This is a genomic window from Streptomyces sp. NPDC050264, from assembly GCF_040655895.1.
Taxonomy (GTDB): Bacteria; Actinomycetota; Actinomycetes; order Streptomycetales; family Streptomycetaceae; genus Streptomyces.
On sequence record NZ_JBFAKV010000019.1, the window covers coordinates 116,917 to 138,645 of the forward strand.

22 protein-coding genes are annotated in these 21,729 nt (G+C 70.1%); 12 read left to right on the forward strand and 10 right to left on the reverse strand.

Annotated features, from left to right (window positions below; all coding sequences use genetic code 11):
- Positions 1-3 precede the first annotated feature (3 nt).
- Entirely contained in the window at positions 4-1,605 is a 1,602-nt protein-coding gene (locus AB0J02_RS29660; protein ID WP_363196866.1) for a glycoside hydrolase family 20 protein, read from the reverse strand.
- Positions 1,606-1,914: 309 nt separating this feature from the next.
- Between AB0J02_RS29660 and AB0J02_RS29665 the strand changes: the two genes are divergently transcribed.
- From AB0J02_RS29665 to AB0J02_RS29685, 5 genes are all read left to right on the forward strand, one after another.
- Positions 1,915-2,472 carry a 2-oxo-4-hydroxy-4-carboxy-5-ureidoimidazoline decarboxylase gene (locus AB0J02_RS29665; RefSeq protein ID WP_363196927.1) on the forward strand — a complete coding sequence of 186 codons (558 nt, stop codon included), beginning with the start codon at positions 1,915-1,917 and terminating at the stop codon, positions 2,470-2,472.
- A gap of 149 nt (positions 2,473-2,621) precedes the next feature.
- Complete coding sequence (sdhC, locus tag AB0J02_RS29670) at positions 2,622-3,002, forward strand: succinate dehydrogenase, cytochrome b556 subunit (RefSeq protein ID WP_100594758.1); 381 nt, start codon at positions 2,622-2,624, stop codon at positions 3,000-3,002.
- Positions 3,003-3,010: 8 nt separating this feature from the next.
- On the forward strand, positions 3,011-3,505 hold the full coding sequence (locus AB0J02_RS29675) for a succinate dehydrogenase hydrophobic membrane anchor subunit (RefSeq protein ID WP_363196867.1): 495 nt from the start codon (positions 3,011-3,013) through the stop codon (positions 3,503-3,505).
- A gap of 19 nt (positions 3,506-3,524) precedes the next feature.
- Positions 3,525-5,279, forward strand: a complete 1,755-nt coding sequence (sdhA, locus tag AB0J02_RS29680; RefSeq protein ID WP_363196868.1) for a succinate dehydrogenase flavoprotein subunit — start codon at positions 3,525-3,527, stop codon at positions 5,277-5,279.
- Positions 5,279-6,055, forward strand: a complete 777-nt coding sequence (locus tag AB0J02_RS29685) for a succinate dehydrogenase iron-sulfur subunit (RefSeq protein ID WP_363196869.1) — start codon at positions 5,279-5,281, stop codon at positions 6,053-6,055. The genes sdhA and AB0J02_RS29685 overlap by 1 nt, the downstream gene beginning before the upstream one ends.
- Positions 6,056-6,116: 61 nt before the next feature.
- Here the strand turns inward: AB0J02_RS29685 and AB0J02_RS29690 are convergent, their stop codons facing one another.
- Genes AB0J02_RS29690 through AB0J02_RS29700 form a run of 3 tightly spaced genes read right to left on the reverse strand, consistent with a single transcriptional unit; the run spans position 6,117 to position 9,454 of the window.
- A complete protein-coding gene (locus AB0J02_RS29690; RefSeq protein ID WP_363196870.1) occupies positions 6,117-8,576 on the reverse strand; it encodes a DUF4132 domain-containing protein in 2,460 nt (819 codons plus the stop codon).
- A gap of 8 nt (positions 8,577-8,584) precedes the next feature.
- Entirely contained in the window at positions 8,585-8,980 is a 396-nt protein-coding gene (locus tag AB0J02_RS29695) for a hypothetical protein (protein WP_363196871.1), read from the reverse strand.
- A 30-nt stretch (positions 8,981-9,010) separates the two neighbouring features.
- On the reverse strand, positions 9,011-9,454 hold the full coding sequence (locus tag AB0J02_RS29700) for an Lrp/AsnC family transcriptional regulator (RefSeq protein ID WP_363196928.1): 444 nt from the start codon (positions 9,452-9,454) through the stop codon (positions 9,011-9,013).
- 84 nt (positions 9,455-9,538) lie between these two features.
- On the opposite strand from AB0J02_RS29700, the gene AB0J02_RS29705 reads away from it, so the two are divergent.
- From AB0J02_RS29705 to AB0J02_RS29730, 6 genes are all read left to right on the forward strand, one after another.
- On the forward strand, positions 9,539-10,465 hold the full coding sequence (locus AB0J02_RS29705; protein ID WP_363196872.1) for an SMP-30/gluconolactonase/LRE family protein: 927 nt from the start codon (positions 9,539-9,541) through the stop codon (positions 10,463-10,465).
- A 44-nt stretch (positions 10,466-10,509) separates the two neighbouring features.
- Positions 10,510-10,911: a VOC family protein gene (locus AB0J02_RS29710; protein ID WP_363196873.1), complete on the forward strand. Its 402-nt coding sequence runs from the start codon at positions 10,510-10,512 to the stop codon at positions 10,909-10,911.
- Positions 10,912-11,045: 134 nt separating this feature from the next.
- On the forward strand, positions 11,046-11,453 hold the full coding sequence (locus tag AB0J02_RS29715; RefSeq protein ID WP_363196874.1) for a hypothetical protein: 408 nt from the start codon (positions 11,046-11,048) through the stop codon (positions 11,451-11,453).
- A 14-nt stretch (positions 11,454-11,467) separates the two neighbouring features.
- Positions 11,468-11,986, forward strand: coding sequence for a DCC1-like thiol-disulfide oxidoreductase family protein (locus AB0J02_RS29720; protein ID WP_363196875.1), 519 nt, complete (start codon positions 11,468-11,470; stop codon positions 11,984-11,986).
- A gap of 117 nt (positions 11,987-12,103) precedes the next feature.
- Positions 12,104-12,733 (forward strand): TetR family transcriptional regulator, encoded by a 630-nt coding sequence (locus AB0J02_RS29725; RefSeq protein ID WP_363196929.1) that lies wholly within the window; start codon positions 12,104-12,106, stop codon positions 12,731-12,733.
- Between the two features lie 57 nt (positions 12,734-12,790).
- On the forward strand, positions 12,791-13,969 hold the full coding sequence (locus tag AB0J02_RS29730; RefSeq protein WP_363196876.1) for a serine hydrolase: 1,179 nt from the start codon (positions 12,791-12,793) through the stop codon (positions 13,967-13,969).
- 115 nt (positions 13,970-14,084) lie between these two features.
- On the opposite strand, the gene AB0J02_RS29735 is transcribed toward AB0J02_RS29730, so the two are convergent.
- From AB0J02_RS29735 to AB0J02_RS29750, 4 genes are all read right to left on the reverse strand, one after another.
- The gene (locus AB0J02_RS29735) at positions 14,085-14,483 is read right to left on the reverse strand and encodes an ATP-binding protein (RefSeq protein WP_363196877.1); all 399 of its coding nucleotides are present in this window, start codon (positions 14,481-14,483) and stop codon (positions 14,085-14,087) included.
- A 103-nt stretch (positions 14,484-14,586) separates the two neighbouring features.
- A complete protein-coding gene (locus AB0J02_RS29740; protein ID WP_363196878.1) occupies positions 14,587-16,140 on the reverse strand; it encodes an ABC transporter substrate-binding protein in 1,554 nt (517 codons plus the stop codon).
- Positions 16,141-16,381: 241 nt separating this feature from the next.
- Positions 16,382-17,710, reverse strand: a complete 1,329-nt coding sequence (locus AB0J02_RS29745) for a metallophosphoesterase (RefSeq protein WP_363196879.1) — start codon at positions 17,708-17,710, stop codon at positions 16,382-16,384.
- An 84-nt stretch (positions 17,711-17,794) separates the two neighbouring features.
- Entirely contained in the window at positions 17,795-18,037 is a 243-nt protein-coding gene (locus AB0J02_RS29750) for a hypothetical protein (RefSeq protein WP_363196880.1), read from the reverse strand.
- Positions 18,038-18,179: 142 nt separating this feature from the next.
- Between AB0J02_RS29750 and AB0J02_RS29755 the strand changes: the two genes are divergently transcribed.
- Positions 18,180-19,463: a D-alanyl-D-alanine carboxypeptidase gene (locus AB0J02_RS29755; protein WP_363196930.1), complete on the forward strand. Its 1,284-nt coding sequence runs from the start codon at positions 18,180-18,182 to the stop codon at positions 19,461-19,463.
- Positions 19,464-20,166: 703 nt separating this feature from the next.
- Here AB0J02_RS29755 and AB0J02_RS29760 read toward each other — a convergent pair.
- Both AB0J02_RS29760 and AB0J02_RS29765 read right to left on the reverse strand, forming a co-directional pair.
- Entirely contained in the window at positions 20,167-21,162 is a 996-nt protein-coding gene (locus AB0J02_RS29760) for a YihY/virulence factor BrkB family protein (RefSeq protein ID WP_363196881.1), read from the reverse strand.
- Positions 21,150-21,644 (reverse strand): GtrA family protein, encoded by a 495-nt coding sequence (locus AB0J02_RS29765; protein WP_363196931.1) that lies wholly within the window; start codon positions 21,642-21,644, stop codon positions 21,150-21,152. The genes AB0J02_RS29760 and AB0J02_RS29765 overlap by 13 nt, the downstream gene beginning before the upstream one ends.
- Positions 21,645-21,729 lie beyond the last annotated feature (85 nt).

Genomic DNA, 21,729 nt, shown 5'->3' on the forward strand with positions numbered 1-21,729 from the left:
AGGTCAGCCGGACAGCCGGTCCGCCAGCTCGGCGAACTGGGACCACGTCTGCTCCGGCTTGTCGGGGTCCCACAGCTTCTGCACGGTCGCCCGCAGCGGCATCCGCACGCCCTGCGCGACCTGAGCCGCGGTCTGCGACTGCGCGAGGTCGCACCACACGGCGAAGGTGCCGCCGAGGATCTGGTCGTCGTACTTCGCGGGGACGGCCGTCGTGCCGCGCACGACGCGCGGCGTCCAGCTCTCGTAGATGCGCTGCCCCGTCGGGTACGTGAAGGTGTTGGGCTGGCCGAGGACGTAGTACAGGAACTCGTCGTTGTAGTTGGTCAGTTTCCGCCCGTCGCTCAAGTACGAGACCGGCTCGCGCGCCCCGATCTCCTTGCCGGTCCAGTACGCGACCTCGAGGTCCTCGTCGGCGTCCACGACACCGCCCGGATAGAAGCCGTCGTTCCAGGCCTTCAGCTTCCGGTCGAAGGGGGCCATGGTCTTCGCCCGGTCGTTGAGCCAGCCCTGCGCGAGGTCCTGCACCCGCGCGTCCGCCCCGTACTTCTTCCGCGCGGCGGCGGCGAGCTGCGGGTACGAGGCCTCCGGGTTCTTGACCGTCAGCGCCCGGTACTCGTCGGCGCCCAGATGCCAGTACGCGCCCTTGAAGAGACCCGCGTACTCCTTCAGCAGATCGTCCACGATCTTCGCGGCGCCCGGCTTGGAGATGTCGACGGCACCGCGCTGCGCCGCGCCGTTCACATCGCGCAGCTGCAGGTCGGGGTGGGCCTTGATGACGGTGCCCAGATGCCCCGGCGAGTCGATCTCCGGCACGACCGCCACATGCCGCTCGGCGGCCAGCGCCAGGATCTCCCGCACCTGCTTCTTGCTCAGATGCTCGGCGGAGACGATCTCCGGATGCGAGTCGGACGCGATGCGGAACGCCTGGTCGTCGGAGAAGTGCAGCCCCAGCTGATTGAACTTCAGGTCCCCGATCTCCCTGATCCGGTCCTTGATCCAGTCGGCCGTGAAGTGCTTGCGCGCGATATCGATCATGAACCCGCGCTGCGGCTTGGCGGGTTCGTCGGCGACGACCCCCTCGGGCACGGTGGCCCCGCCGTGCGCCTCCTGCTTGAGGGTGCGCGTGCCGTAGAACACGCCGGTCCCGCTCGGCCCGACGATGCGCACGCGCCCGTCCCGCACGGTCATCCGGTACGACTCCTGGTTCGCGCGGCGCGCCCCGCCGAGCGCCAGCTCGACGTCCCCGGGGCCGGCCTCGGCGTCCTCGCCGCCGTACGTGAGCCCCAACTCGCCGGCGATCAGCCGCCCCTCGTCGGCGAGGCCCTTGTCCCGCACGACGACCCGGCCGCCGTCCGGCTTCCAGCCGGGGCCGTGCGCCGGAGTGAAATCACGTACTGAGGGGATCGTGCGCGGGTGCTTCGACAGCGGGTACGAGCGGCTGGGCGACGGCGCCGCCGATGCCGACGACACGCCGGTCTTCCCGTCGGAGGGGGCCTGCCCCGAGGAGGCGTCGCCGCCGTCCGGCCACACCACCGCCGTCACCACCACGGCCCCGGCCACGACGACCCCGCCCGCGACCAGCAAGGCCTTCCGCTCTCGTTCCACGTGCGCCTCCGCTCACGATCATGTCTTCGCCGACCGTAACCGGCGCCCCTCGGGGGCACGGGGAACCGCGCGACCGGCCGCGACGAGTCGGCATCCGCGAACAGTGCACGGGCCGCGACGCCGCAAAGGCGTCGAAGTCCACCGCGCGCCCCCAAACTCTCCCGTCCGAGTGAAATTCGCGCATCCGTATGACACTCGCAATCAGCCATCGCTACCGTTACGGCACAAACACCGCACGTCCCCCACCCGTCCCGCCGGAGGCATCCGCTGGCCGCGCACCGCGCCCCTCACGATCCCGGCCGTCTGCCCATACCGGGCCAGGCCGGAGAGCCGGGGGGACTCACCCACTTCAACGCGCTGCCGCAGGACGCCGCCGAGGACGCTTTGCGCACCTGCTGCGGCAGCCGCGCCTGGGCCCACCGGCTCGCCGCGCACCGCCCCTACCCGGATCTCGACTCGCTGCTCGCCGCGGCCGACGAGGCGGCGTACGACCTCACCCTCGACGACACCGCACGGGCCCTGGCCTGCGAAGAGCGGCCCCGGCTCCCGGCTGCCGCCGCCTACTCGGCCGCCTACACCGCGCTCGCCGCGGCCCACAGCGTGTACGAGAGCCGCTTCGGGCACGCCTTCGTGATCTGCCTGGACGACATCGCCCCCGGCGAGGCCCTCGACCACCTGCTCACCGGGCTCCGCGACCGCCTGGGCAACGACCAGGAGGAGGAGCGGGTGCTCGCCGCGGAGGAGCTGCGCCGACTCGCCCGGGGCCGCATCACCCGACTTGTCCGCAATCTCCCGGTCGGCCGCCCGGTGACCCCGGACACGGCCCGCCGGGACAGCTTCGGCTATAGCCCGTACGTGCCTGTTTGATTGCCTGTTTGATCACACCAGTGGCCCCCGCGCGAAAGAGCCGACAACTCGTCGATACGATGACGAGCGGCCGGTGGACCGTACCCGGCCGGGCCCGTCCGACACCGAAGCCGGCCGGCCCCTAGTCCCCGCTCCCGGAGGGTTCTTCCGTGCCGGCTGGAACGCTGTACCGCGGCCGGGAAGGCATGTGGTCGTGGGTGGCTCATCGAGTCACCGGTGTCCTCATTTTCTTCTTCCTGTTCGTACACGTGCTGGACACCGCTCTCGTCCGCGTCTCCCCGGAGTCGTACGACGACGTCGTTTCCACTTACAAGACGCCGATCGTCGCGCTCCTTGAGTACGGCCTCGTCGCTGCCATCCTCTTCCACGCGCTCAACGGGCTGCGTGTCATCGCCGTCGACTTCTGGTCGAAGGGCCCGCGCTACCAGAAGCAGATGCTCTGGACCGTCGTGGGCATCTGGGTCGTCCTGATGGTCGGGGCTCTGTACCCCGTCCTCGGCCACGCCGTCCGTGAACTCTTCGGGAGCTGAGGCCAGACATGTCTGCTGACACCACCCCCGCTCCGTCCGGCGTCGGCCCCGTCGAGGGCGTTTCGATCGACGCCGTCTACAGCGCCGACAACCCGGCCCCGACCATCGAGGCGCCGCGCAAGCGCACCTCGAAGACCGGCAAGGGCAGCCGCGGCAACTTCGAGATGGTCGCGTGGCTCTTCATGCGTCTGTCCGGCGTCGTCCTGGTCGTTCTCGTCCTCGGCCACCTGCTGATCCAGCTCGTCCTCGACGGCGGCGTCTCCAAGATCGGCTTCGCGTTCGTCGCGGGCCGCTGGGCGTCCCCGTTCTGGCAGGGCTGGGACCTGCTGATGCTGTGGCTCGCGATGCTGCACGGCGCCAACGGCCTGCGCACGGTCATCAACGACTACGCAGAGCGCCCCAACACCCGCCTGTGGTTGAAGGGCCTGCTGTACGCCGCGACGGTCTTCACCGTCCTGCTGGGCACGCTGGTGATCTTCACCTTCGACCCGAACATCCGTTAAAGCCGAGGCGAGCGAACCCGTGAAGATTCACAAGTACGACACCGTCATCGTCGGCGCCGGTGGCGCGGGCATGCGCGCGGCCATCGAGTCGACCAAGCGCAGCCGCACCGCCGTGCTGACCAAGCTCTACCCCACCCGCTCCCACACGGGCGCCGCGCAGGGCGGCATGGCCGCCGCGCTGGCCAACGTGGAAGAGGACAACTGGGAGTGGCACACCTTCGACACGATCAAGGGCGGCGACTACCTGGTCGACCAGGACGCCGCCGAGATCCTGGCGAAGGAGGCCATCGACTCGGTCCTCGACCTGGAGAAGATGGGCCTGCCGTTCAACCGCACGCCGGACGGCACCATCGACCAGCGCCGCTTCGGCGGTCACAGCCGTAACCACGGTGAGGCGCCGGTGCGCCGCTCCTGCTACGCGGCCGACCGCACGGGCCACATGATCCTTCAGACGCTGTACCAGAACTGCGTGAAGGAGGGCGTGGAGTTCTTCAACGAGTTCTACGTCCTGGACCAGCTGATCGTCGAGGAAGACGGCGTCAAGAAGTCAGCCGGCGTCGTGGCCTACGAGCTCGCGACCGGTGAGATCCACGTCTTCCAGGCCAAGGCGGTCATCTACGCCTCGGGCGGCACCGGCAAGTTCTTCAAGGTGACGTCGAACGCGCACACCCTGACCGGCGACGGCCAGGCCGCCTGCTACCGGCGCGGACTGCCGCTGGAGGACATGGAGTTCTTCCAGTTCCACCCGACCGGCATCTGGCGCATGGGCATCCTCCTTACGGAAGGCGCCCGTGGTGAGGGCGGCATCCTCCGCAACAAGGACGGCGAGCGCTTCATGGAGAAGTACGCGCCGGTCATGAAGGACCTCGCGTCCCGTGACGTCGTCTCGCGCTCCATCTACACGGAGATCCGCGAAGGCCGCGGCTGCGGCCCCGAGGGCGACCACGTCTACCTCGACCTGACGCACCTGCCGCCGGAGCAGCTCGACGCCAAGCTCCCGGACATCACCGAGTTCGCGCGGACGTACCTCGGCATCGAGCCCTACACGGACCCGATCCCGATCCAGCCGACCGCGCACTACGCCATGGGCGGCATCCCGACCAACGTCGAGGGTGAGGTCCTCGCGGACAACACCACCGTCGTCCCGGGCCTGTACGCCGCCGGCGAGGTGGCCTGCGTCTCGGTGCACGGCGCCAACCGCCTGGGCACCAACTCGCTGCTGGACATCAACGTCTTCGGCAAGCGCGCGGGCATCGCCGCCGCCGAGTACTCCCACACGGCCCAGTACCTGGAGCTTCCGGAGGACCCGGCGTCGCTGGTCGTCGCGCAGGTCGAGCGCCTGCGCAACGCGACGGGCACCGAGCGCGTCGCGGTCCTGCGCAACGAGCTGCAGGAGTGCATGGACGCCAACGTGATGGTGTTCCGCACCGAGCAGACGATCAAGACGGCCGTCGAGAAGATCGCCGAGCTGCGCGAGCGTTACCTCAACGTCTCGATCCAGGACAAGGGCAAGCGGTTCAACACCGACCTCCTGGAGGCCATCGAGCTGGGCAACCTGCTCGACCTGGCCGAGGTCATGGCGACCTCCGCGCTGGCCCGCAAGGAGTCCCGCGGCGGCCACTACCGCGAGGACTTCCCGAACCGCGACGACGTCAACTTCATGCGCCACACCATGGCGTACCGCGAGGTCGGCGACGACGGCTCCGAGTCCATCCGTCTGGACTACAAGCCGGTCGTCCAGACCCGCTACCAGCCGATGGAGCGTAAGTACTGATGGCAACCCCGATCATGGACAAGGCGGAGGCGGCCGGCACGGCCGAGCCCGGGTTCGCCGACTCCCCGTACATCACCGTCACCTTCCGGATCCGCCGGTTCAACCCGGAGGTCTCGGCGGACTCGAACTGGGTCGACTTCCAGCTGGAGATCGACCCGAAGGAGCGCGTCCTCGACGCCCTCCACAAGATCAAGTGGGAGCAGGACGGTTCGCTGACGTTCCGTCGCTCCTGCGCGCACGGCATCTGCGGGTCCGACGCGATGCGCATCAACGGCAAGAACCGCCTTGCCTGCAAGACGCTCATCAAGGACCTCAACCCCGAGAAGCCGATCACGGTCGAGGCCATCAAGGGCCTCACCGTGCTGAAGGACCTCGTGGTCGACATGGACCCGTTCTTCCAGGCGTACCGGGACGTCATGCCGTTCCTGGTCACGACGGGCAACGAGCCGACGCGTGAGCGTCTGCAGTCCGCCGAGGACCGCGAGCGCTTCGACGACACGACCAAGTGCATCCTGTGCGCGGCGTGCACGTCGTCCTGCCCGGTGTTCTGGAACGACGGCCAGTACTTCGGTCCTGCCGCCATCGTCAACGCCCACCGCTTCATCTTCGACTCGCGTGACGAGGCCGGGGAGCAGCGCCTGGAGATCCTCAACGACCGTGACGGTGTGTGGCGTTGCCGCACGACCTTCAACTGCACGGACGCCTGTCCGCGTGGCATCGAGGTCACCAAGGCGATCCAGGAAGTGAAGCGCGCGCTGATCACGCGTCGCTACTGACCTTCCGGTCGTACCCGGTCCGTGGGCCCCGCTCCTCTTGAGGAGCGGGGCCCACGGCCGTTCAGCGGCGTATCTGGCTGACGATCGTCGGGTCGGTGATCTCGGTGTCCTTGGCGAGCATCAGCGCCTTGCTGAGCACGACGGCCAGGGTGCGGTCGCCCTCGAAGGGCAGGTAACCGGTGCCTGTGGCGGTGCCGGCGGACGACTTGGGGACGATGCACAGGTACTGGTCGTTCGGTGTCATCAGGATGTTGCCCGAGCCGAGGTGGATCTTGTACGTGCGCAGTTCGCCCTTGACGTGCAGGAACCGGCCCTCGATCGTGCACTGCCCGGCGATCGCGAGCCGCGGTACCAGCCGTTCGAGCAGGACGCGGCGGGTCTCGGCGCTCTGGTTCAACTCTCCGAAGCCGTACGACGCCCAGTACTCGCGGAACCGGCCGCCGGGGCCGCCGTCCTGCCACGTCGGGTCGTTGCCGACGCTGGCGACGCCCACGAACAGGTCGACGTCCCGCAGCACTTCGGACAGGACGAGCGGCGGAATGTCCGCCAGCGGGAGCGGCTCGACCGGGTCGGCGCCGTCACGCAGCCACATCCGGTACTCGCCGCCGCAGCAGTGTGCCGAGTTCTCCGGGGCGTCGATCGGGTAGAAGCGGACCTGGTCGGTGCGGAGCCGCAGGTAACTGCCCGACTCAGTGGTGTCGACGCCGTACTCCTCCCCCTCGCCCTCGATCCAGTATTCGGCGCGCAGGCCCCACTGCGGGAGTTCACGGGTGGCGGGCGGCGCCTCGTCGTCGACGCAGAGCCGCAGCTTGTTGCGCCAGCCGCGGACCGCTGCGAGGGAGTGGAACTGATGCTGGCGGACGATGTGCGCCGCGAACCGGTTCGAGTACGTGCCCGTCGTGCGCTCGGCGTCGGTGAGCAGGTACACCTCGCGGTGGGCCTGCTTGAACGGCTGGGTGATCGCGTGCAGCTCCAGCCAGTCCCGCCAGGCGACCACCTCGGCGGGCTCGCGGCCGACGGGGTGCCAGAGGGCGACCTCCGTGCCGTGCTCGACCGGATCGTCGCCGAGGGTGCGCAGCGCGCCGTCCGCGAAGCCCACCGGGGTGCCGTCGACCGTCCACAGCAGGCGGCGGGCGAGGGTGCCGACGAGCGGGTGGTCGAGGCAGCGCTCGCGCCAGGCGGCGTAGGACCAGGTGCGGCGGGCGAGGAACTGCCGGTCCAGGCGCTCCACTTGGGCGCTGAGCATCTTGTCGAGGTCCTTGACGGACGCCTTGAGCTCTTTCAGCTCGTCGGGATGGTCGCGGCGGACGGCGGCGGGCACGGACTTCACGGCCTTGCCGGTGGCGGCGACCCAGGTGAGGACGGTCTTGGTGCCGCGCACCTCCAGCCGGGCTGTCACGTCCCCCAGCCGGATCTCGGCGCGGCCGACGTCGGTCAGGCCGTACGCGGGCACGGCCAGTTCCTCGGTCTCCTCCCGGGTCAGGCCCAGGGCGCTCGCGCGGGTGTCGAGGGCGGCGTCGAGGAGCTTGAGGGTGGCCTTGTAGGTGACGCGGGTGGCGAGCCGGGCGAGCTCGGCGAGGGCGGCCTCGCCGTCGATCCGGGCCAGCGCGTTGACCCCGGCGTTCGCCACCTTGGGGTTCACCGGTCCGAGGCCCGCCACCTTCTTGAGCGAGGTCTCGACGAGCGCACCGAGCGCGCGGGCGGTGTCCGGGTGGGCGGGGAGCAGGGCGAGGATCCAGCTGAGGCCGCGCAGGGCGTTGGCGTTGTACGGGTCGAAGGTGAGGTTCGGGTCGGGCCCGTACCGCACGGTGGCGAAGGCGAAGGTACGAGGGCGGCCGACGAGCGCGAGCCAGTCGAGCACCGCCGCCCGTACGGCGTCGGGGCCGATGGGCCCGACGAGGGTGAGCGCCTCCTTGTCCCACTTGACCGTGGGCTTCGCCGAGGTCGCGGTCGCGGCGTGGGCGAGCAGGGCCCGCCAGGCGCCGTCGGCCTGCGCCATGGCCTTCTCGGCCCACGCCTCCCCCACGTTCAGCACGGGTTCCGTCAGCTTCTTGGCCAAGGCCACCATCTCCGGTCGGCGGTACGCCTCCAGGGCGCACCGGCGCAGGAACGCCACGACAGGTGCGGACAGCGGGCGGCCCGCGGCCAGCTCGCCCTCGGCGACGACCTCCACGCCGTTGCCGTACCAGACGGACGGCTCCAGGCCGAGCTTGTCCAGCTCGGCGGCCCGCTCGGCGGCGAGCGGGTCACCGGGCAGGTCCGCGCCCACGACCTGCAGCATCCGCAGCACAGGCATCCGAGCGGGCTGCTCGGAGCCGGACTCGGCGTACAACCGGCCCAACTCCCCCGCGACGTCCGCGCGCAACGCGGGATCGAGGCTCTCCAGCTCCGCGACGACCTGGCTCCACACATCGCCCCTGAACCCTTCCCGGGCCGTCGCCGCGCGCAGCGCCTCGTACGCGAGGGGACCGGCCTCCCGCGCGGCCGCGTGGTCCCGCACCTTGCCCAGCCTGATCGGCATGTCCACGGTCAGCCACCCACCAGCGGAACGAGCTTGAGGAACGTGACCTCGACGCCGAGCGGCAGCTCTATCTGCTCGTCCGGGTCCGTGACCTGCCGGTCGCCGACCAGCACCAGAAACCCGTTCCCGGCGAACGCGGTCAGCGCGCGCTCCGTCTGGGCCTCGGGGTCGATACGGCGCGGGGTGCGCAACGCGTACCCGTTCAGCACGCGCTCCGTGTCCTGCGGCTGCACAAGGCCCTGGAAGACCTGGTCCGCCGAGCGCGCGTTGAACTCCGCGACCTCCTGGAAGACCCGTCGCCTGATCAACTCGCGCGCGGTGAGCCGCTCTTCGGCGATCTCCAGCCCGAAGGCCGCGCCCCTGTCCCCTGATGTCGTCTCGTCGACGAACGTCACCGTTCCCATGCCGAGGACGCTACGGGGCGCCACTGACAATCAGCCGGCGTCCGCCGCCACAGGGCGCTCGAAGAACGTCTCCAGGGCCACCGTCGCCTGCGTCCCGCTCACTCCCTCGATCGCGTACAACCGTCGCAGTACGTCCTGGAGTTGTCCGGTCGTGGCGGTGCGCACCTTCACCAGGACCGAGGCGCTGCCCGCGATGACGTGCGCCTCCACGAGTTCGGGGATCGCCGCGAAGGCAGCCGCCGACTCGCCCATCCAGACCGACGAATCGACCATCACGAAGGCGAGGACTCCCTGGCCGAGCGCGGCCGGGTCGACGTCGACCGTGGTGCGCCGGATGACGCCGCGCTCGCGCAGTTTGCGTACGCGTTCGTGGGCGGCGCCCGCCGAGAGGCCCACCTCCTTGCCGAGCGCCGCGTAGGCCGTCGTCGCGTCCCGCTGCAGCGCCGCGATCAGCTTCCGGTCGATGCCGTCCACGTTTTCCATGGCGTGACCATATCTCGTTCTGCCATAGTCGACTCCGACAGGACCATATTCGGTTCGCAGCTTCGGAGGATGACCGTGTCCACGCAGAGAGTCCCCGTTTCGTACGAGATCCTGGACGACCGTTTCCGTACCGGCCGCTGCGCCGACGGCGACCACTTCATGCAGGTCCTGCACAGCGAGGGCCGCTGGGTCGAGGGTCCCGTCTACCTGCCCGCCTGGCGCCAGCTCATCTGGAGCGACATCCCGAACGACCGGCTGCTGCGCTGGGACGAGACCAGCGGCGCCGTGAGCGTCTTCCGCTCCCCCGCGGGGCACAGCAACGGCAACACCCTGGACCGCGAGGGCCGGCTCATCAGCTGTGAACAGGGCAACCGGCGGGTGACCCGGACCGAGCACGACGGGCGGATCACCGTGCTCGCCGACGCCTGGGGCGGCAAGCGGCTCAACAGCCCGAACGACGCCGTGGTGCGCTCGGACGGGTCGGTGTGGTTCTCCGACCCGGACTTCGGGATCACCAGCGACTACGAGGGATTCCGCGCCGAGTCCGAGATCGGCGCCGGCAACGTCTACCGGATCGACCCCGGCAGCGGCGAGGTGCGGCTCGCCGCCGACGGCTTCGGGGCGCCCAACGGGCTCGTCCTCTCGCTCGACGAGAGCCAGTTGTACGTCTCCGACACGCGCTCCGGAGTCTTGCGCGTCTTCGACGTACGCGACGACGGGACCCTCTCCGACGGCAAGGTGTTCGCCGAGATGCGGGAGGGGCTCGGGCGGTTCGACAACATCCGGTTCGACGACCAGGGGCGCCTGTGGGCCGCCGCCATGGACGGCGGCGTGCACTGCTACGACCCGGACGGCACCCTGCTCGGCCGGCTCCTGACCCCCGAACCGGTCGCCAACATCGTGTTCGGCGGCGCCAAGAACAACATCATGTTCCTCGCCGCGTCGACCTCGGTGTACTGCCTGATGACGGCGGTGACCGGGGCGCCACGCATTCGCCATTGACCGCATGTACGGCGATTCACCCGATCCATGGCTAATCTGACGGTATGTCACTTGAGCTGGAGACCCTCGGCTTCGACAACGCCCTGCTCCCCGTCGGCGACCTCCCCGAGGCCGTCGCCTTCTACGAGCGCGTCGGGCTCCCCGTGAAGTTCCGCCTCGACGAGGCCGGCATCGCGCTGCTCTCGGTCGGCAAGGAGACGCCCGGCCTGCTGCTGCGCGCGGAGGACGGTTACGGGCACCGGCCGCCGCCGTGGCCCGCGGCGCGGCTCTGGCTGGAGGTGCCCGACGCCCGCGCCGTGGCCCGCTCATTGGGGGAGGCGGGCATCACCCCGCTCGACCCGCCCTTCTCCACCTCCACCGGGTACGTCGTCGAGATCGCCGACCCGTGGGGCAACGTCATCGGGTTCACCGATTACCTCAAGCGCCCGGAGCTGGCCCGGAATTGAGCATTCCGCAGCACGGCTGACGCACCCCTCCTGAGACCCCCGTCACGTACGACGACTCTCGCTTGAACGTGTTCAAAAACAGGGCTATCTTCAGTCCTGTCAGCGTTTTTGAACGCGTTCAAGGAGGGTGGGGCATGGACCTCACAGTCGTCGCCTACGTCGTCTACCTCGTCGTCAGCATCGGGCTGACCATCTGGGTGGCCCGCACCCTGAGCCGTAACGGCAGGGTCTTCCTCTCCGACGTGCTGCACGGGAACGAGAAGCTGGCCGACGCCGTCAACCACCTCCTGGTGGTCGGCTTCTATCTGGTGAACCTCGGATTCGTCGCCCTCTACCTCAGCGGCGACGGGACCATCGACAACGCCCGCGGGATCTTCGAGGCCCTGTCGACCAAGCTCGGCGTGGTGCTGCTCGTCCTCGGCGTGATGCACCTGGGCAACGTCTATGTCCTCAACAAGATCCGGCGGCGCGGCGTCATGGAGCGCGAGCAGCGGCCGCCGGTCCCGCCGCAGGGATGGGCCGCTCCGGTGGCCGGGGCGTGACAGCGGTGGGAGTCATGGGGGAAGCGGACCGGGGCGCCCGGGGGGACGCCCCGGTCCGCGGGCTCACCGTCCTGTACGACGCGCAGTGCCCGCTGTGCGCCTTCGCGCGGGGCTGGCTGGGCCGGCAGCGGCAGTTGGTGCCGCTGGAGTTCGTTCCCGCGGGTTCCGAGGAGGCGCGGGGGCGCTTCCCGGGGCTCGACCACGCCGCCACCCTCGGCGATATCACCGTCGTCGGGGACAGCGGGCAGATCTACCGCGGCTCCGCCGCCTGGGTCGTGTGCATGTGGGCGCTGCGCGAACACCGGGCCACGGCCCACCGGATGGCCACACCCGCCGGGATGAAGGTCGCCAAGCAGGTCGTGCTCGGCGCCGCCAAGTACCGGGAGCTCCACCGGGGGCGAGTGGCCGGGGGCGGGGCGTACCGGCGGGCGGACGGCTGGACGTACGACCCGAAGGACGGCTGGTTCTACGAGGCGTACAGACATGGGGGCGAGCCGGCTGCCTGTGACAGCGGTTGCCGCGGGGCCGATTAGGCTCTGATCGTGGCTACAGACAAGGCGGAGGCCAGGGCGGACGTCAAGGCGGACACCAAGGCAGAGGTCAAGGGCGCCAAGAGTGAGCAGACGCGGGCGCTGATCCTGGAGACCGCGATGCGGCTGTTCCGGGAGCGGGGCTACGACAAGACGACGATGCGGGCCATCGCCCAGGAGGCCGGAGTCTCCGTCGGCAACGCGTACTACTACTTCGCGGGCAAGGAACACCTCATCCAGGGGTTCTACGACCGGATCACCACCGAGCACGAGGTGGCGGTCCGGTCCGTCCTCGACCAGGAGACCGATCTCCAGGCGCGGCTCGCGGGGGTGCTGCGGGTGTGGCTGGAGATCGCGGAGCCGTACCACGAGTTCGCGGCCCAGTTCTTCAAGAACGCGGCCGACCCGGACTCGCCGCTCAGCCCGTTCTCGGCGGAGTCCGAGCCGGCGCGGGAGGCCTCGATCGCCCTGCACCGCGAGGTGCTCGCCGGATCCAAGGCGAAGGTCCCCGCCGAACTGGCGGAGATCCTTCCGGAGTTGATGTGGCTGTCCCAGATGGGGCTCGTCCTCTACTGGGTCTTCGACAGCTCCGAGGGACGCGAACGCAGCCGGCGGCTCGCCGAGCGGGGAGCCCGGCTGACGACGCGGGGCGTCGCGCTCGCCCGGTTCCGGGTGCTGAGGCCGCTCGTCCTCGAGGTGCACGAACTGTTCATCGACTTCCTGCCGGGCATGACGCGGACCGAGTCGTAGCGTCGCCCGACGGGCCCCTCTTACCTTTGCCTCAGCTTGGGCCGGTACCGTCACGGGATGCCCGGCACCACCGCATCCAGCGCGCCCTCGACGTCCCCGCAGTTCAGCCGCCGCAGCGCCCTAGGCATGGGCCTCGGCGCGGCGGCCGCCCTCGCTCTGCCCGCACAGCACGCGTCCGCCGCGACCGCCGTCGGGGGCGCACGGCTCGCCGCGTCCGGCGTGCAGGTACGGCGCGGCACCGGGGCGCCCAAACTGCCGGAACTCGCCGCGAAAGCGTGGCTCGTCGCCGACAACGACAGCGGTGAAGTGCTCGCCTCCTACCAGGCCCACCGCGCGCTGCCGCCCGCGTCGACGCTGAAGATGCTCTTCGCCGACACCGTCCTGCCCACCTTCGGGCACGATCTGAAGCACCGGGTGACGGCCGAGGACCTGGCCGGGATCCCGGCGGGCTCCAGCCTCGTCGGCGTCCAGGCCGGCACGACGTACACCGTCGACCAGTTGTGGCAGGGCGTCTTCCTGCGCTCCGGGAACGACGCGGTGCACGTCCTCGCCTCGATGTACGGCGGCGTCGACAAGACCGTCGCGGCGATGCAGGCCCGCGCGAAGGACCTCCAGGCCGGTGACACCCATGTGGTCAGCCCGGACGGCTTCGACCACAAGGGCCAGCTCTCGTCGGCGTACGACCTCACCCTCTTCGCCCGCGCCGGGCTGAAGAGCGACGACTTCCGCGGGTACTGCGCCACGAAGGTCGCCGACTTCCCGGCGGGCGGCGGCAAGACGTTCCAGATCCAGAACACCGACCGGCTGCTGACCGGCCTGGGCATCGCCGCGTACGACGGCCTCATCGGCGTCAAGAACGGCTACACCTCGCATGCCGGCAACACCTTCACCGGCGCCGCGACCAGGAACGGCCGCACGCTCCTGGTCACCGTCATGCACCCGAAGTCCGGCTACGAGGCGGTCTACCGGGAGACGGCCGCGCTCCTGGACTGGGGCTTCGCGGCGGGCGGCAAGGTGAGCTCGGTCGGCGAACTGGTCACGCCGTTGAGCGAGCAGCCGAAGCCGTCCGCGTCACCGGCGGCGGGCGCCCCGGGCGCCTCTTCTGCGAACCGGCCCACCGAGCACGGGGAGGGCTGGGCGCTGGGCGGTTCGGCGGCGATCGCGGCCCTCGCGGGCGGCAGCCTGTTCGCACTGCGCCACCGCGGGAAGCCGGCGGGGCGCCGGCGGAGGGGCTGAGCGGGGCAGGGGCAGCGGCAGGGGCACGGGGGGCGTGTGGCGGTCTGGGTCTGGGTCTGGGTCTCGGTCTCGGTACGGAGAGGGCGGGGGCAGGGCCCGGTTCATCGGAGCGGGGTCAGGAACGCACCAGCGCCCAGACCGTCTTGCCGTAACGGCCCCGATGCCACACGCCCCACGCCTCGGCGAGCGCGTCGACCAGGTGCAGGCCGCGGCCGTTCTCGTCCTCGGGTGCGCGTGGGGGCCTCATCTCGGGGTCGGCCGTGGACTCGTCGGACACCTCGATGAAGCACGAGCCGTCCGCGAGCACCGTCACCGCGATCTCGAACTCCCGCTCACGCGCGGGCCCGTGCCGTACCGCGTTCGTCGCCAGTTCAGAGACGAGCAGTACGGCGGTGTCGAGCGCATCGGCCGGGCCCGTGTGACCCCAGACAGCCAGGTGATCGCGTACGCGCAGCCGCGCCACCCCCACCGAGGCCGGGTGTCGGGGCAGTCTGAACGCACTGCGCCGCAACACACGTAGCCACCTCCTCCACATTATGAACACAGATTCGTCACATAGTGCAGCGTGAGGGGCACTGCGGGTGTCACTGCGTGCGCGCTCCCACACCGCTATTCGGTCATATCCAGTCGAGCCGCCAGAGTCGGAACACACCCGTACCGTCCGCCAGATACTGGCCGCCTGTGATGTCCTCCGTGCTCAGCACGTACTCCTTGCGCTGCCACAGCGGAAGGATCGGCACGTCCCGGGCCACCAGTCGCTGCAGCCGGCGAAAGTCCTTAAGTGTGCGGCTGCGGTCCTCGTACTGTTGACTTGCCACGATCAACTCGTCCACGGATTTGCTGCTGTACCCGTTGCTCATGCCCGACCCGGTACGCACGAGCTGCGCGGTGAACGTGTCCGGATCTGGAAAATCGGGCAGCCAGCCCACCGCGTACGCGTCCAGCTTCCCCGCCGTGTATTGCTTCTGGAACTTCGCCCAGTCGTAGTACTTGGTCGTCACCTCGAACAGCTTCGACCGCTCCAACTGCCGCTTGATCTCCGCCGCTTCGGCCCTGGAGGCGGCGCCGCGCGAATACGCGAACTCGAAACGGACCGGCGTCGTCACCCCGGCCCGGAGCAACAACTCGCGCGCCCGCGCAGGGTCCGGCTTCGGATACGTGTCGAAGAACGCGGTCGTGTGGCCGGTGATGCCGCGTGGCACCACGGAGAACAACGAGTCGACGGTTCCCTGGTACACCGACTCCACCAGCTCGTCCCGGTCCACCAGCGACGCGAGCGCCTGCCGCACCGCCCGGTCGTGCAGCGGCTTTCCGGCACGTACGTTCAGCACGAGGTTGCGGGTCTCCGCGCCGTCGACCTCCGTCAACCGCTCCTTCGCATCGCCCGTGGACAGGGTCGCCAGCAACGCCGGCGGCAGCTGGCGCGCAGCAACATCGACAGCGTGCCGCTTCCAGGCGGACTCCAGCGCGGCGGAATCCTTGTAATAGCGCAGGGTGGTGGGGTGATCGGGGACCTCGACGGCACCCCGGTAACGGGAGTTGGGCACGAGCGCCGCCCGGCTGCCCGGCTCGAACGTCTTCAGGGTGTACGGGCCCGTGCCGTCCACGCCGCTGCCACCGCGCAGCACATCCGCCGGGTAGACATCGCGGTCGACGATGGACCCCGCGCCCGTGGCGACCTTGAACGGGAACGTCGCGTCGGGCGAGGAGAGGTGGAAGGTGACCGTGCGGCCGCGCGCCTCGACAGTGCCTAGCGTGTCGAACAGCGAGGCCGGGCCGACCCGCGCATGGATCTCCCTGACCCGGTCGAAGGAGTACTTCACGTCCTGCGCGGTCATCGCCCGGCCGCTCGGGAACCGGATGCCCTCGCGCACCTCGCAGCGGTAGGTGCGCAGCCCCGCGCCCACGAAGCGACAGCTGCGCGCGGCGTCCGGCACGGGAGTTGTGCCACCCGCGTCGAAGGTCAGCAAGGTCTGGAACACGTTGCTGTACAGCGCCCACGACCCCGCGTCGTACGCCCCCGCCGGATCGAGCGAGGTGATGACGTCCGTCGTGCCGACCGTGACCGTCCGGCCCGGATCGTCCTTGTCCGGCAGCAACTGCCAGACGCCCACCCCTGCCGCCACGAGCACGATGACCATCGCGAAGATCCGTACGCGAACCGAGCGCATTCGGCGTCCCTCCCCATGCCACTCCCCAGTGGCGGAGGTCACTCAAGCACAGGAATTTGAGCCAGGGGAAGGGAGGCGGAAGGAGTGGTCCGTGAGGTGTCCGGGGTGTGGGACACGTCGTCGGGCGTTGAGACGAGTCGCGGGGTGGGGTGAGGTCCGGGGGGCCGGGTGGGGTCGGATCCGGGTGGGGTCGGATCCGGGTGGGGTGGGATCCGGGTGGGGTGGCTGCGGCTGGGGGAGGTCAGGCCTGCTTCGAGGCGAGTTCGACGACCGTGATGTCGGACGGCGCCCCTACCCGGACCGGCGGCCCCCAGGCGCCCGCGCCCCGGCTGACGTAGAGCTGTGTGTCTCCGTAGCGCTCCAGTCCCGCCAGGGTCGGATTGCTCGCGTCGGCGATGAAGTTGCCGGGCCACAACTGACCGCCGTGCGTGTGCCCCGACAGCTGGAGGTCGACGCCGTGCCGCACCGCCTCGTGGATCATCACCGGCTGGTGGGCGAGGAGGACGGCGGCGCGGGACCGGTCGCGGTCGCCGAGCGCCTTCGTGTAGTCGGGGCCCTCGTCGTGGTTCTCGCCGCTGATGTCGTTGACGCCCGCGAGGTCGAAGGCGCCCATCTCGACACGGGCGTTCTCCAGCGGGCGCAGCCCGATCTCGCGGACGTGCGCGACCCACGCGTCCGCGCCGGAGAAGTACTCGTGGTTGCCCGTGACGAAGAACGTGCCGTGCCGTGCGCGCAGCCGGGCCAACGGGGCGACCGCGGGAGCGAGGTCCGCCACACTCCCGTCGACCAGGTCACCGACGACCGCGATCAGATCGGGCTGTGTGGCGTTGATGGTGTCCACGACGCGCTCGGCGAAGCCCCGCCCGAGCACGGGGCCCAAATGGACGTCGCTGACCACCGCGATCCTGAACCCGTGGGCCGCGCGGGGCAGTTTGGCCAACGGCACGGTGACCCGCTTCACCTTCGGCCCACGCAGCACGCCGTACGCGCCATTGCCCACGACGCCCACGGCAGCGACGGTGGCTGCGGCCCCCACGGAGCGGGCGATGAGCAGGCGGCGGGTGGGGTGAGCGGGGCGGGCTGCGGACGGAACTGCGGATGGAGCTGCGGACGGGGCTGCGGACGGGGCTGCGGACGGGGCTGCGGATGGAGCTGCGGACGGGGCTGCGGTTTGGGCCGGGGGTTCGGCTGGGGCCGGGTTTTCCGGTGCCGGCGGCGGGATCGGGGCCCGGGCTGTGACAGGCGGTGCTGTCCGATCGAGTACGCGCCGCAGCAGAGGCCGCACGACCTCTCCCACCAGCAACGCGAGCACCAGGTAGATCGAGAACGCCATCCACAGGAACCCCGGCCACGCCAGAACCCGCTGCAGCAGAAACGGCGCCCCGGCCCGCTCCGCCCCCACCGCCGCGAACATCAGCGCCGGCCCCGCCACGAACACCACCGTGCCCAGGCGTCTCGGCCACCCCGGCCCCGCCGTCGTGTCCCGCACGAGGCGGCGCCACGCGTAGTAATGCAGCCCCGCGAACGCCGCGAGCGCGACAAGGGCGATCAGCACAAAGACAACGACCATGACCCCGACCGCCCGTTCAGTCCATTCCGCACGTTCAGCCCATCGCGCATGTTGCGTGTGTTGCGCCTGTTGCACTTGTTGTCCCTATGAGGTTCGCCGCAGTGCACGCACACCACGGAACCCGATGGCCCCGACCACCGTCCCCAACACAAAGGAGACAACGGCGAGAGTCAGATGCACCCAGAAGTACGCCGTCGGGTCACCGGCATCGTCGAAGGCGAGGCCGCTGCCGTCCTTCCACAGGTTCTTGACGAAAGTGATCCAGATGATCCAGCTCCACACCCCGAAGGCGAGCAGGAACCAGGAGACGGGGCGGCTGAGCTTCATACGTTCAGTATCGCCAGCCGCCTTCGCGCACCGCCGCCGGGGTGGGGCCGGAGAGACACAGAAGACCTCGGCGGAGACTTACGGGCCGGGTACATGTACGTTCTCGACCGTGTCTGCCTTCCATGCGTCGTACATGTCGTACATGAAGAAGTCCACGCAGCCCACGCGCGCGACGAGCCCGCTGCGCTCCACGCTGTTCACGACTTCCGCGGTCCTGCTCACGGCCACCGCCCTGTCCCTGACTGCCGCGCTTCCCGCCTCCGCCGCGGACCAGCCGGACGACAAGCCGTCCAAGAGCTCCGCGAAGGCCAAACCCCCGGCCGACATGTCGAAGATCGGCGGCGACCTGCTCGGGAAGTCGGGCACCCAGGTGAAGCTGGGGGCCGGCGCCCCCGTCCTGCCCAAAGATCTGACCGCCAAGTCCTGGATCGTCACGGACGCCGAGTCGGGCAACGTGCTCGCCGCACACAACGCCCACTGGAAGCTGCCCCCCGCCAGCACCCTCAAGATGCTCTTCGCGGACACGCTCCTCCCCAAGTTCCCGAAGACCACGACGCACAAGGTCCTCCTGTCCGACCTGGCCGGCATGGGCGCGGGCTCCAGCCTCGTCGGCGTCAAGGAGAACTACACCTACTCCGTCCACGACCTGTGGCTCGGCGTCTTCCTGCGCTCCGGCAACGACGCGGTGCACGTCTTGTCCGCGATGAACCACGGTGTCCCGCAGACCGTCAAGGACATGCAGGCCCACGCCGAGGAACTCCAGGCCGACGACACGCACGTCATCAGCCCCGACGGGTATGACGCCCCCGGCCAGTACTCCTCCGCCTACGACCTCACCCTCTTCGCCCGCTCCGGTCTGCAGAAGAAGGACTTCCGCGAGTACGCCGCCACGGCCACCGCCGAGTTCCCCAAGAAGCAGAAGAAGGGGAAGACCACCGAACGCTTCGCCATCCAGAACACCAACCGCCTCCTCACCGGCGACTCGGGCCTCGACCCCTACAAGGGCATCGCGGGCGTCAAGAACGGCAACACCACCAACGCGGGCGCCACCTTCACCGGCGTCGCCGAACGCAACAACAAAGTCCTCCTCGTCACCGTCATGAACCCCGACTCCACCGAGAGCCAGGCCGTCTACAAGGAGACCGCCCGCCTCCTCGACTGGGGCTTCCAGGCCGACGGCAAGGTCACCCCCGTCGGCACCCTCGTCCCGCCGAAGAGCGCCGAGTCCCCCGGCTCCGGCACCGCCGGCGCGGCCAGCCCCCAGGGCGACGCGGGCCCCGCAAAGCCCGCCGCCCACGCCGCGGTCTCCACAGGCGGCTCCAGCGGCGTCGGCACCGCCCTCGCCATCACGGGCGGCATCCTCGTAGTCCTGGCCGGCGCGGTCTACGCCGTCCGCAAGAAGTGGCCGATCCGCACGAAGTCCTGAGCGGGTCGAAGAACTCGGCTGGGCTGGGCTGAGTTCCACTGCGTTGAGGCCTGACCGGGCCTAGTTGGAGCCTTGGGTCTGACTGGGCTGGGCTGGGCTGGGCTGGGCTGGGCTGGGCTGGGCTGGGTGATCACGACTCCGAGCCGGGCTGGTCACGGGCAGTTGCTCCTACGCTGGTCTTGGCTTCTGCCCGGTCCGGGGTTCGGGGGCCGGGGGCTGGGGCCCGGGGGGCCGGGGGCAGACGCCGGCTGGGCCAGAGGCCAGAGGCTGACCCAGACGACCGGGGACCCGAGACTGGTCCCGGACGACCGGAGACTCGATGCTGGTCCCGGACGACCGGGGACCCGAGGCTGGTCCCGGACGACCGGAGACTCGAGGCTGGTCCCGGACGACCGGGGACCCGAGGCTGGTCCCGGACGACCGGGGACCCGAGGCTGGTCCCGGATCGGAGGCCGGGCCCGGATCCGGGGACCGGCTGCCAGCGGTCGGCGAGCCCTAGGCGCCGCAGGTTCCCGCGGCGCGGCCAGCACGCCCCCAGACGGCAACGGCTCAGGGGCCCTCGAACACCGACGGCCGGACCCTCGCCACAACCTGCCTGATCCGGCACAACACCGGCCGGGCGCACCCTCCCGGCGGCCCCGCACCGCCCGGGCCCTTACGCCCCGCAGGCCCGCGCATCAACCGGAGCAACCGGAGCAACCCCTCAACTCCCCGACCTCGACTCCCTGACGGAACCCGCCCCGGGCGCGACCGAGCTCCCTCCAGAACCCACCCCGTCACCAACGACGCCGGGGTCATCAGCGCCACCAGAACCATCGGACTCGGGACTCCCCTCCTCCCGCCCGCGCGAGGCAGCGCGCCCCGTCGCGGTCCATGCCGAACAGAACAGCACCAGCTTCGCCGTGAAGTTGATCCACAGCAGCAACGCGACCGGTGTCCCGAACGCCCCGTACATGCTCTTCGCCGCAACGCCCTTCATATAGCCGCCGAGCAACAGCTTCAGGAGCTCGAACCCGGCCGCCCCAATCAGCGCCGCCGTGACCAGATCCCGCCGCGGCGGCTGGACCCCGGGCAACAACGTCAGCACGTACAACAGCAGCAGGAAGTCCGCCAGCACCGCGATCGCGAACGCCAGAACCTGCAGCAGCGCCCCGCCCCACCCCTCCTTGTCGAGCCCCAACTGATCCGCGGTCCACCCCACCGCCGTGGACGCCACCGTCGACGCCACCAGCGAAGCCAGCCCCGCACCCCCGAGCCCCACCAGCACCCCGGCGTCCTTGAGCTTGCGCAGGATCGGGTTCTCCTCACTGTCCGGCAGCTCCCACACGGTCCGCAGGCAGTCCCTCATCGACCCGACCCACCCGACGCCCGTGAACAGCAGCAGCGCTCCGGCCACGACCCCGATCGTCCCCGCGTTGTCGATCAACGCCCCGAGGTCCAGCTGGTCGGCGATGCCCGGTACCTGCTCGCTGATCTTCGACTCGAGTTGCTTCTGCTGGCCGGCGCCGAGAGTTCCGGCGGCGATCGCCGCGGCCACCGTGAGGAGCGGAAACAACGCCAGGAAGCTGATGAAAGTCATCGCCGCCGCCAGCCGAGCCCAGATCACCTCGTCCAGCCGCTCGTAGGCCTTCCAGGCATGGGTCTGCATCAGCCAGCCGACCAACGGCCCGACAACGGGGAGTTTCTTCAGCCAGTCCATGATCCCAGCCTGCCCTCATCGACCGGTTCGACCGGTCTCGCTCCGACCGGCCTGTCGCCGGCCGGCCTCTCACTCGGTCTCGCACCGAAAGCCAGAGTCCGCGTACCCCAGAACCGCAACAACGTGGCCAGGGCCATCCCCACCCCTGCCCCCGAAACCGTGTCCGCCCGAGGCGAGTCGAGGCCCATCACGTAGTGAGACACCGCGATGCACAACAGCTGCACCAGCGCCCCTGCCACGTTCACCGCGAAGAACACCCCGTACTGCCGTAGCCGCGACACCCCGGCCGTCCTTCTGCGGTACGTTCCCAGCGCATTTCCCAGGTACGCCACCGAGCATCCGGCCACGAATGACAGCGCTTTGGCAGAGATCGGATCCATCCCGACCGGCCCGCGCAACCAGACAAAGAGCCCCAGGTCAACGGCGTACGCGCACACTCCCGCCGCCGCGAATCCCGCCAACTCGGGACCCAGCTCCCGCATCCGCGCCACCACTCGGCGCCACACTCCCGCGGCCCTCCTCACCTCACCCTCCACGCCCCCTGCTCCTTCCCCCGCTGCCTCCACG

Coding starts and splice junctions, on each gene's coding strand:
- AB0J02_RS29675 (WP_363196867.1), top strand. CDS start 3,011: ATGTCTGCTGACACCACCCCCGCTCCGTCCGGCGTCGGCCCCGTCGAG.
- AB0J02_RS29685 (WP_363196869.1), top strand. CDS start 5,279: ATGGCAACCCCGATCATGGACAAGGCGGAGGCGGCCGGCACGGCCGAG.
- AB0J02_RS29690 (WP_363196870.1), bottom strand. CDS start 8,576: ATGCCGATCAGGCTGGGCAAGGTGCGGGACCACGCGGCCGCGCGGGAG.
- AB0J02_RS29695 (WP_363196871.1), bottom strand. CDS start 8,980: ATGGGAACGGTGACGTTCGTCGACGAGACGACATCAGGGGACAGGGGC.
- AB0J02_RS29710 (WP_363196873.1), top strand. CDS start 10,510: ATGTCACTTGAGCTGGAGACCCTCGGCTTCGACAACGCCCTGCTCCCC.
- AB0J02_RS29715 (WP_363196874.1), top strand. CDS start 11,046: ATGGACCTCACAGTCGTCGCCTACGTCGTCTACCTCGTCGTCAGCATC.
- AB0J02_RS29720 (WP_363196875.1), top strand. CDS start 11,468: ATGGGGGAAGCGGACCGGGGCGCCCGGGGGGACGCCCCGGTCCGCGGG.
- AB0J02_RS29725 (WP_363196929.1), top strand. CDS start 12,104: ATGCGGCTGTTCCGGGAGCGGGGCTACGACAAGACGACGATGCGGGCC.
- AB0J02_RS29730 (WP_363196876.1), top strand. CDS start 12,791: ATGCCCGGCACCACCGCATCCAGCGCGCCCTCGACGTCCCCGCAGTTC.
- AB0J02_RS29740 (WP_363196878.1), bottom strand. CDS start 16,140: ATGCGCTCGGTTCGCGTACGGATCTTCGCGATGGTCATCGTGCTCGTG.
- AB0J02_RS29745 (WP_363196879.1), bottom strand. CDS start 17,710: ATGGTCGTTGTCTTTGTGCTGATCGCCCTTGTCGCGCTCGCGGCGTTC.
- AB0J02_RS29750 (WP_363196880.1), bottom strand. CDS start 18,037: ATGAAGCTCAGCCGCCCCGTCTCCTGGTTCCTGCTCGCCTTCGGGGTG.
- AB0J02_RS29755 (WP_363196930.1), top strand. CDS start 18,180: ATGAAGAAGTCCACGCAGCCCACGCGCGCGACGAGCCCGCTGCGCTCC.
- AB0J02_RS29760 (WP_363196881.1), bottom strand. CDS start 21,162: ATGGACTGGCTGAAGAAACTCCCCGTTGTCGGGCCGTTGGTCGGCTGG.
- AB0J02_RS29765 (WP_363196931.1), bottom strand. CDS start 21,644: ATGCGGGAGCTGGGTCCCGAGTTGGCGGGATTCGCGGCGGCGGGAGTG.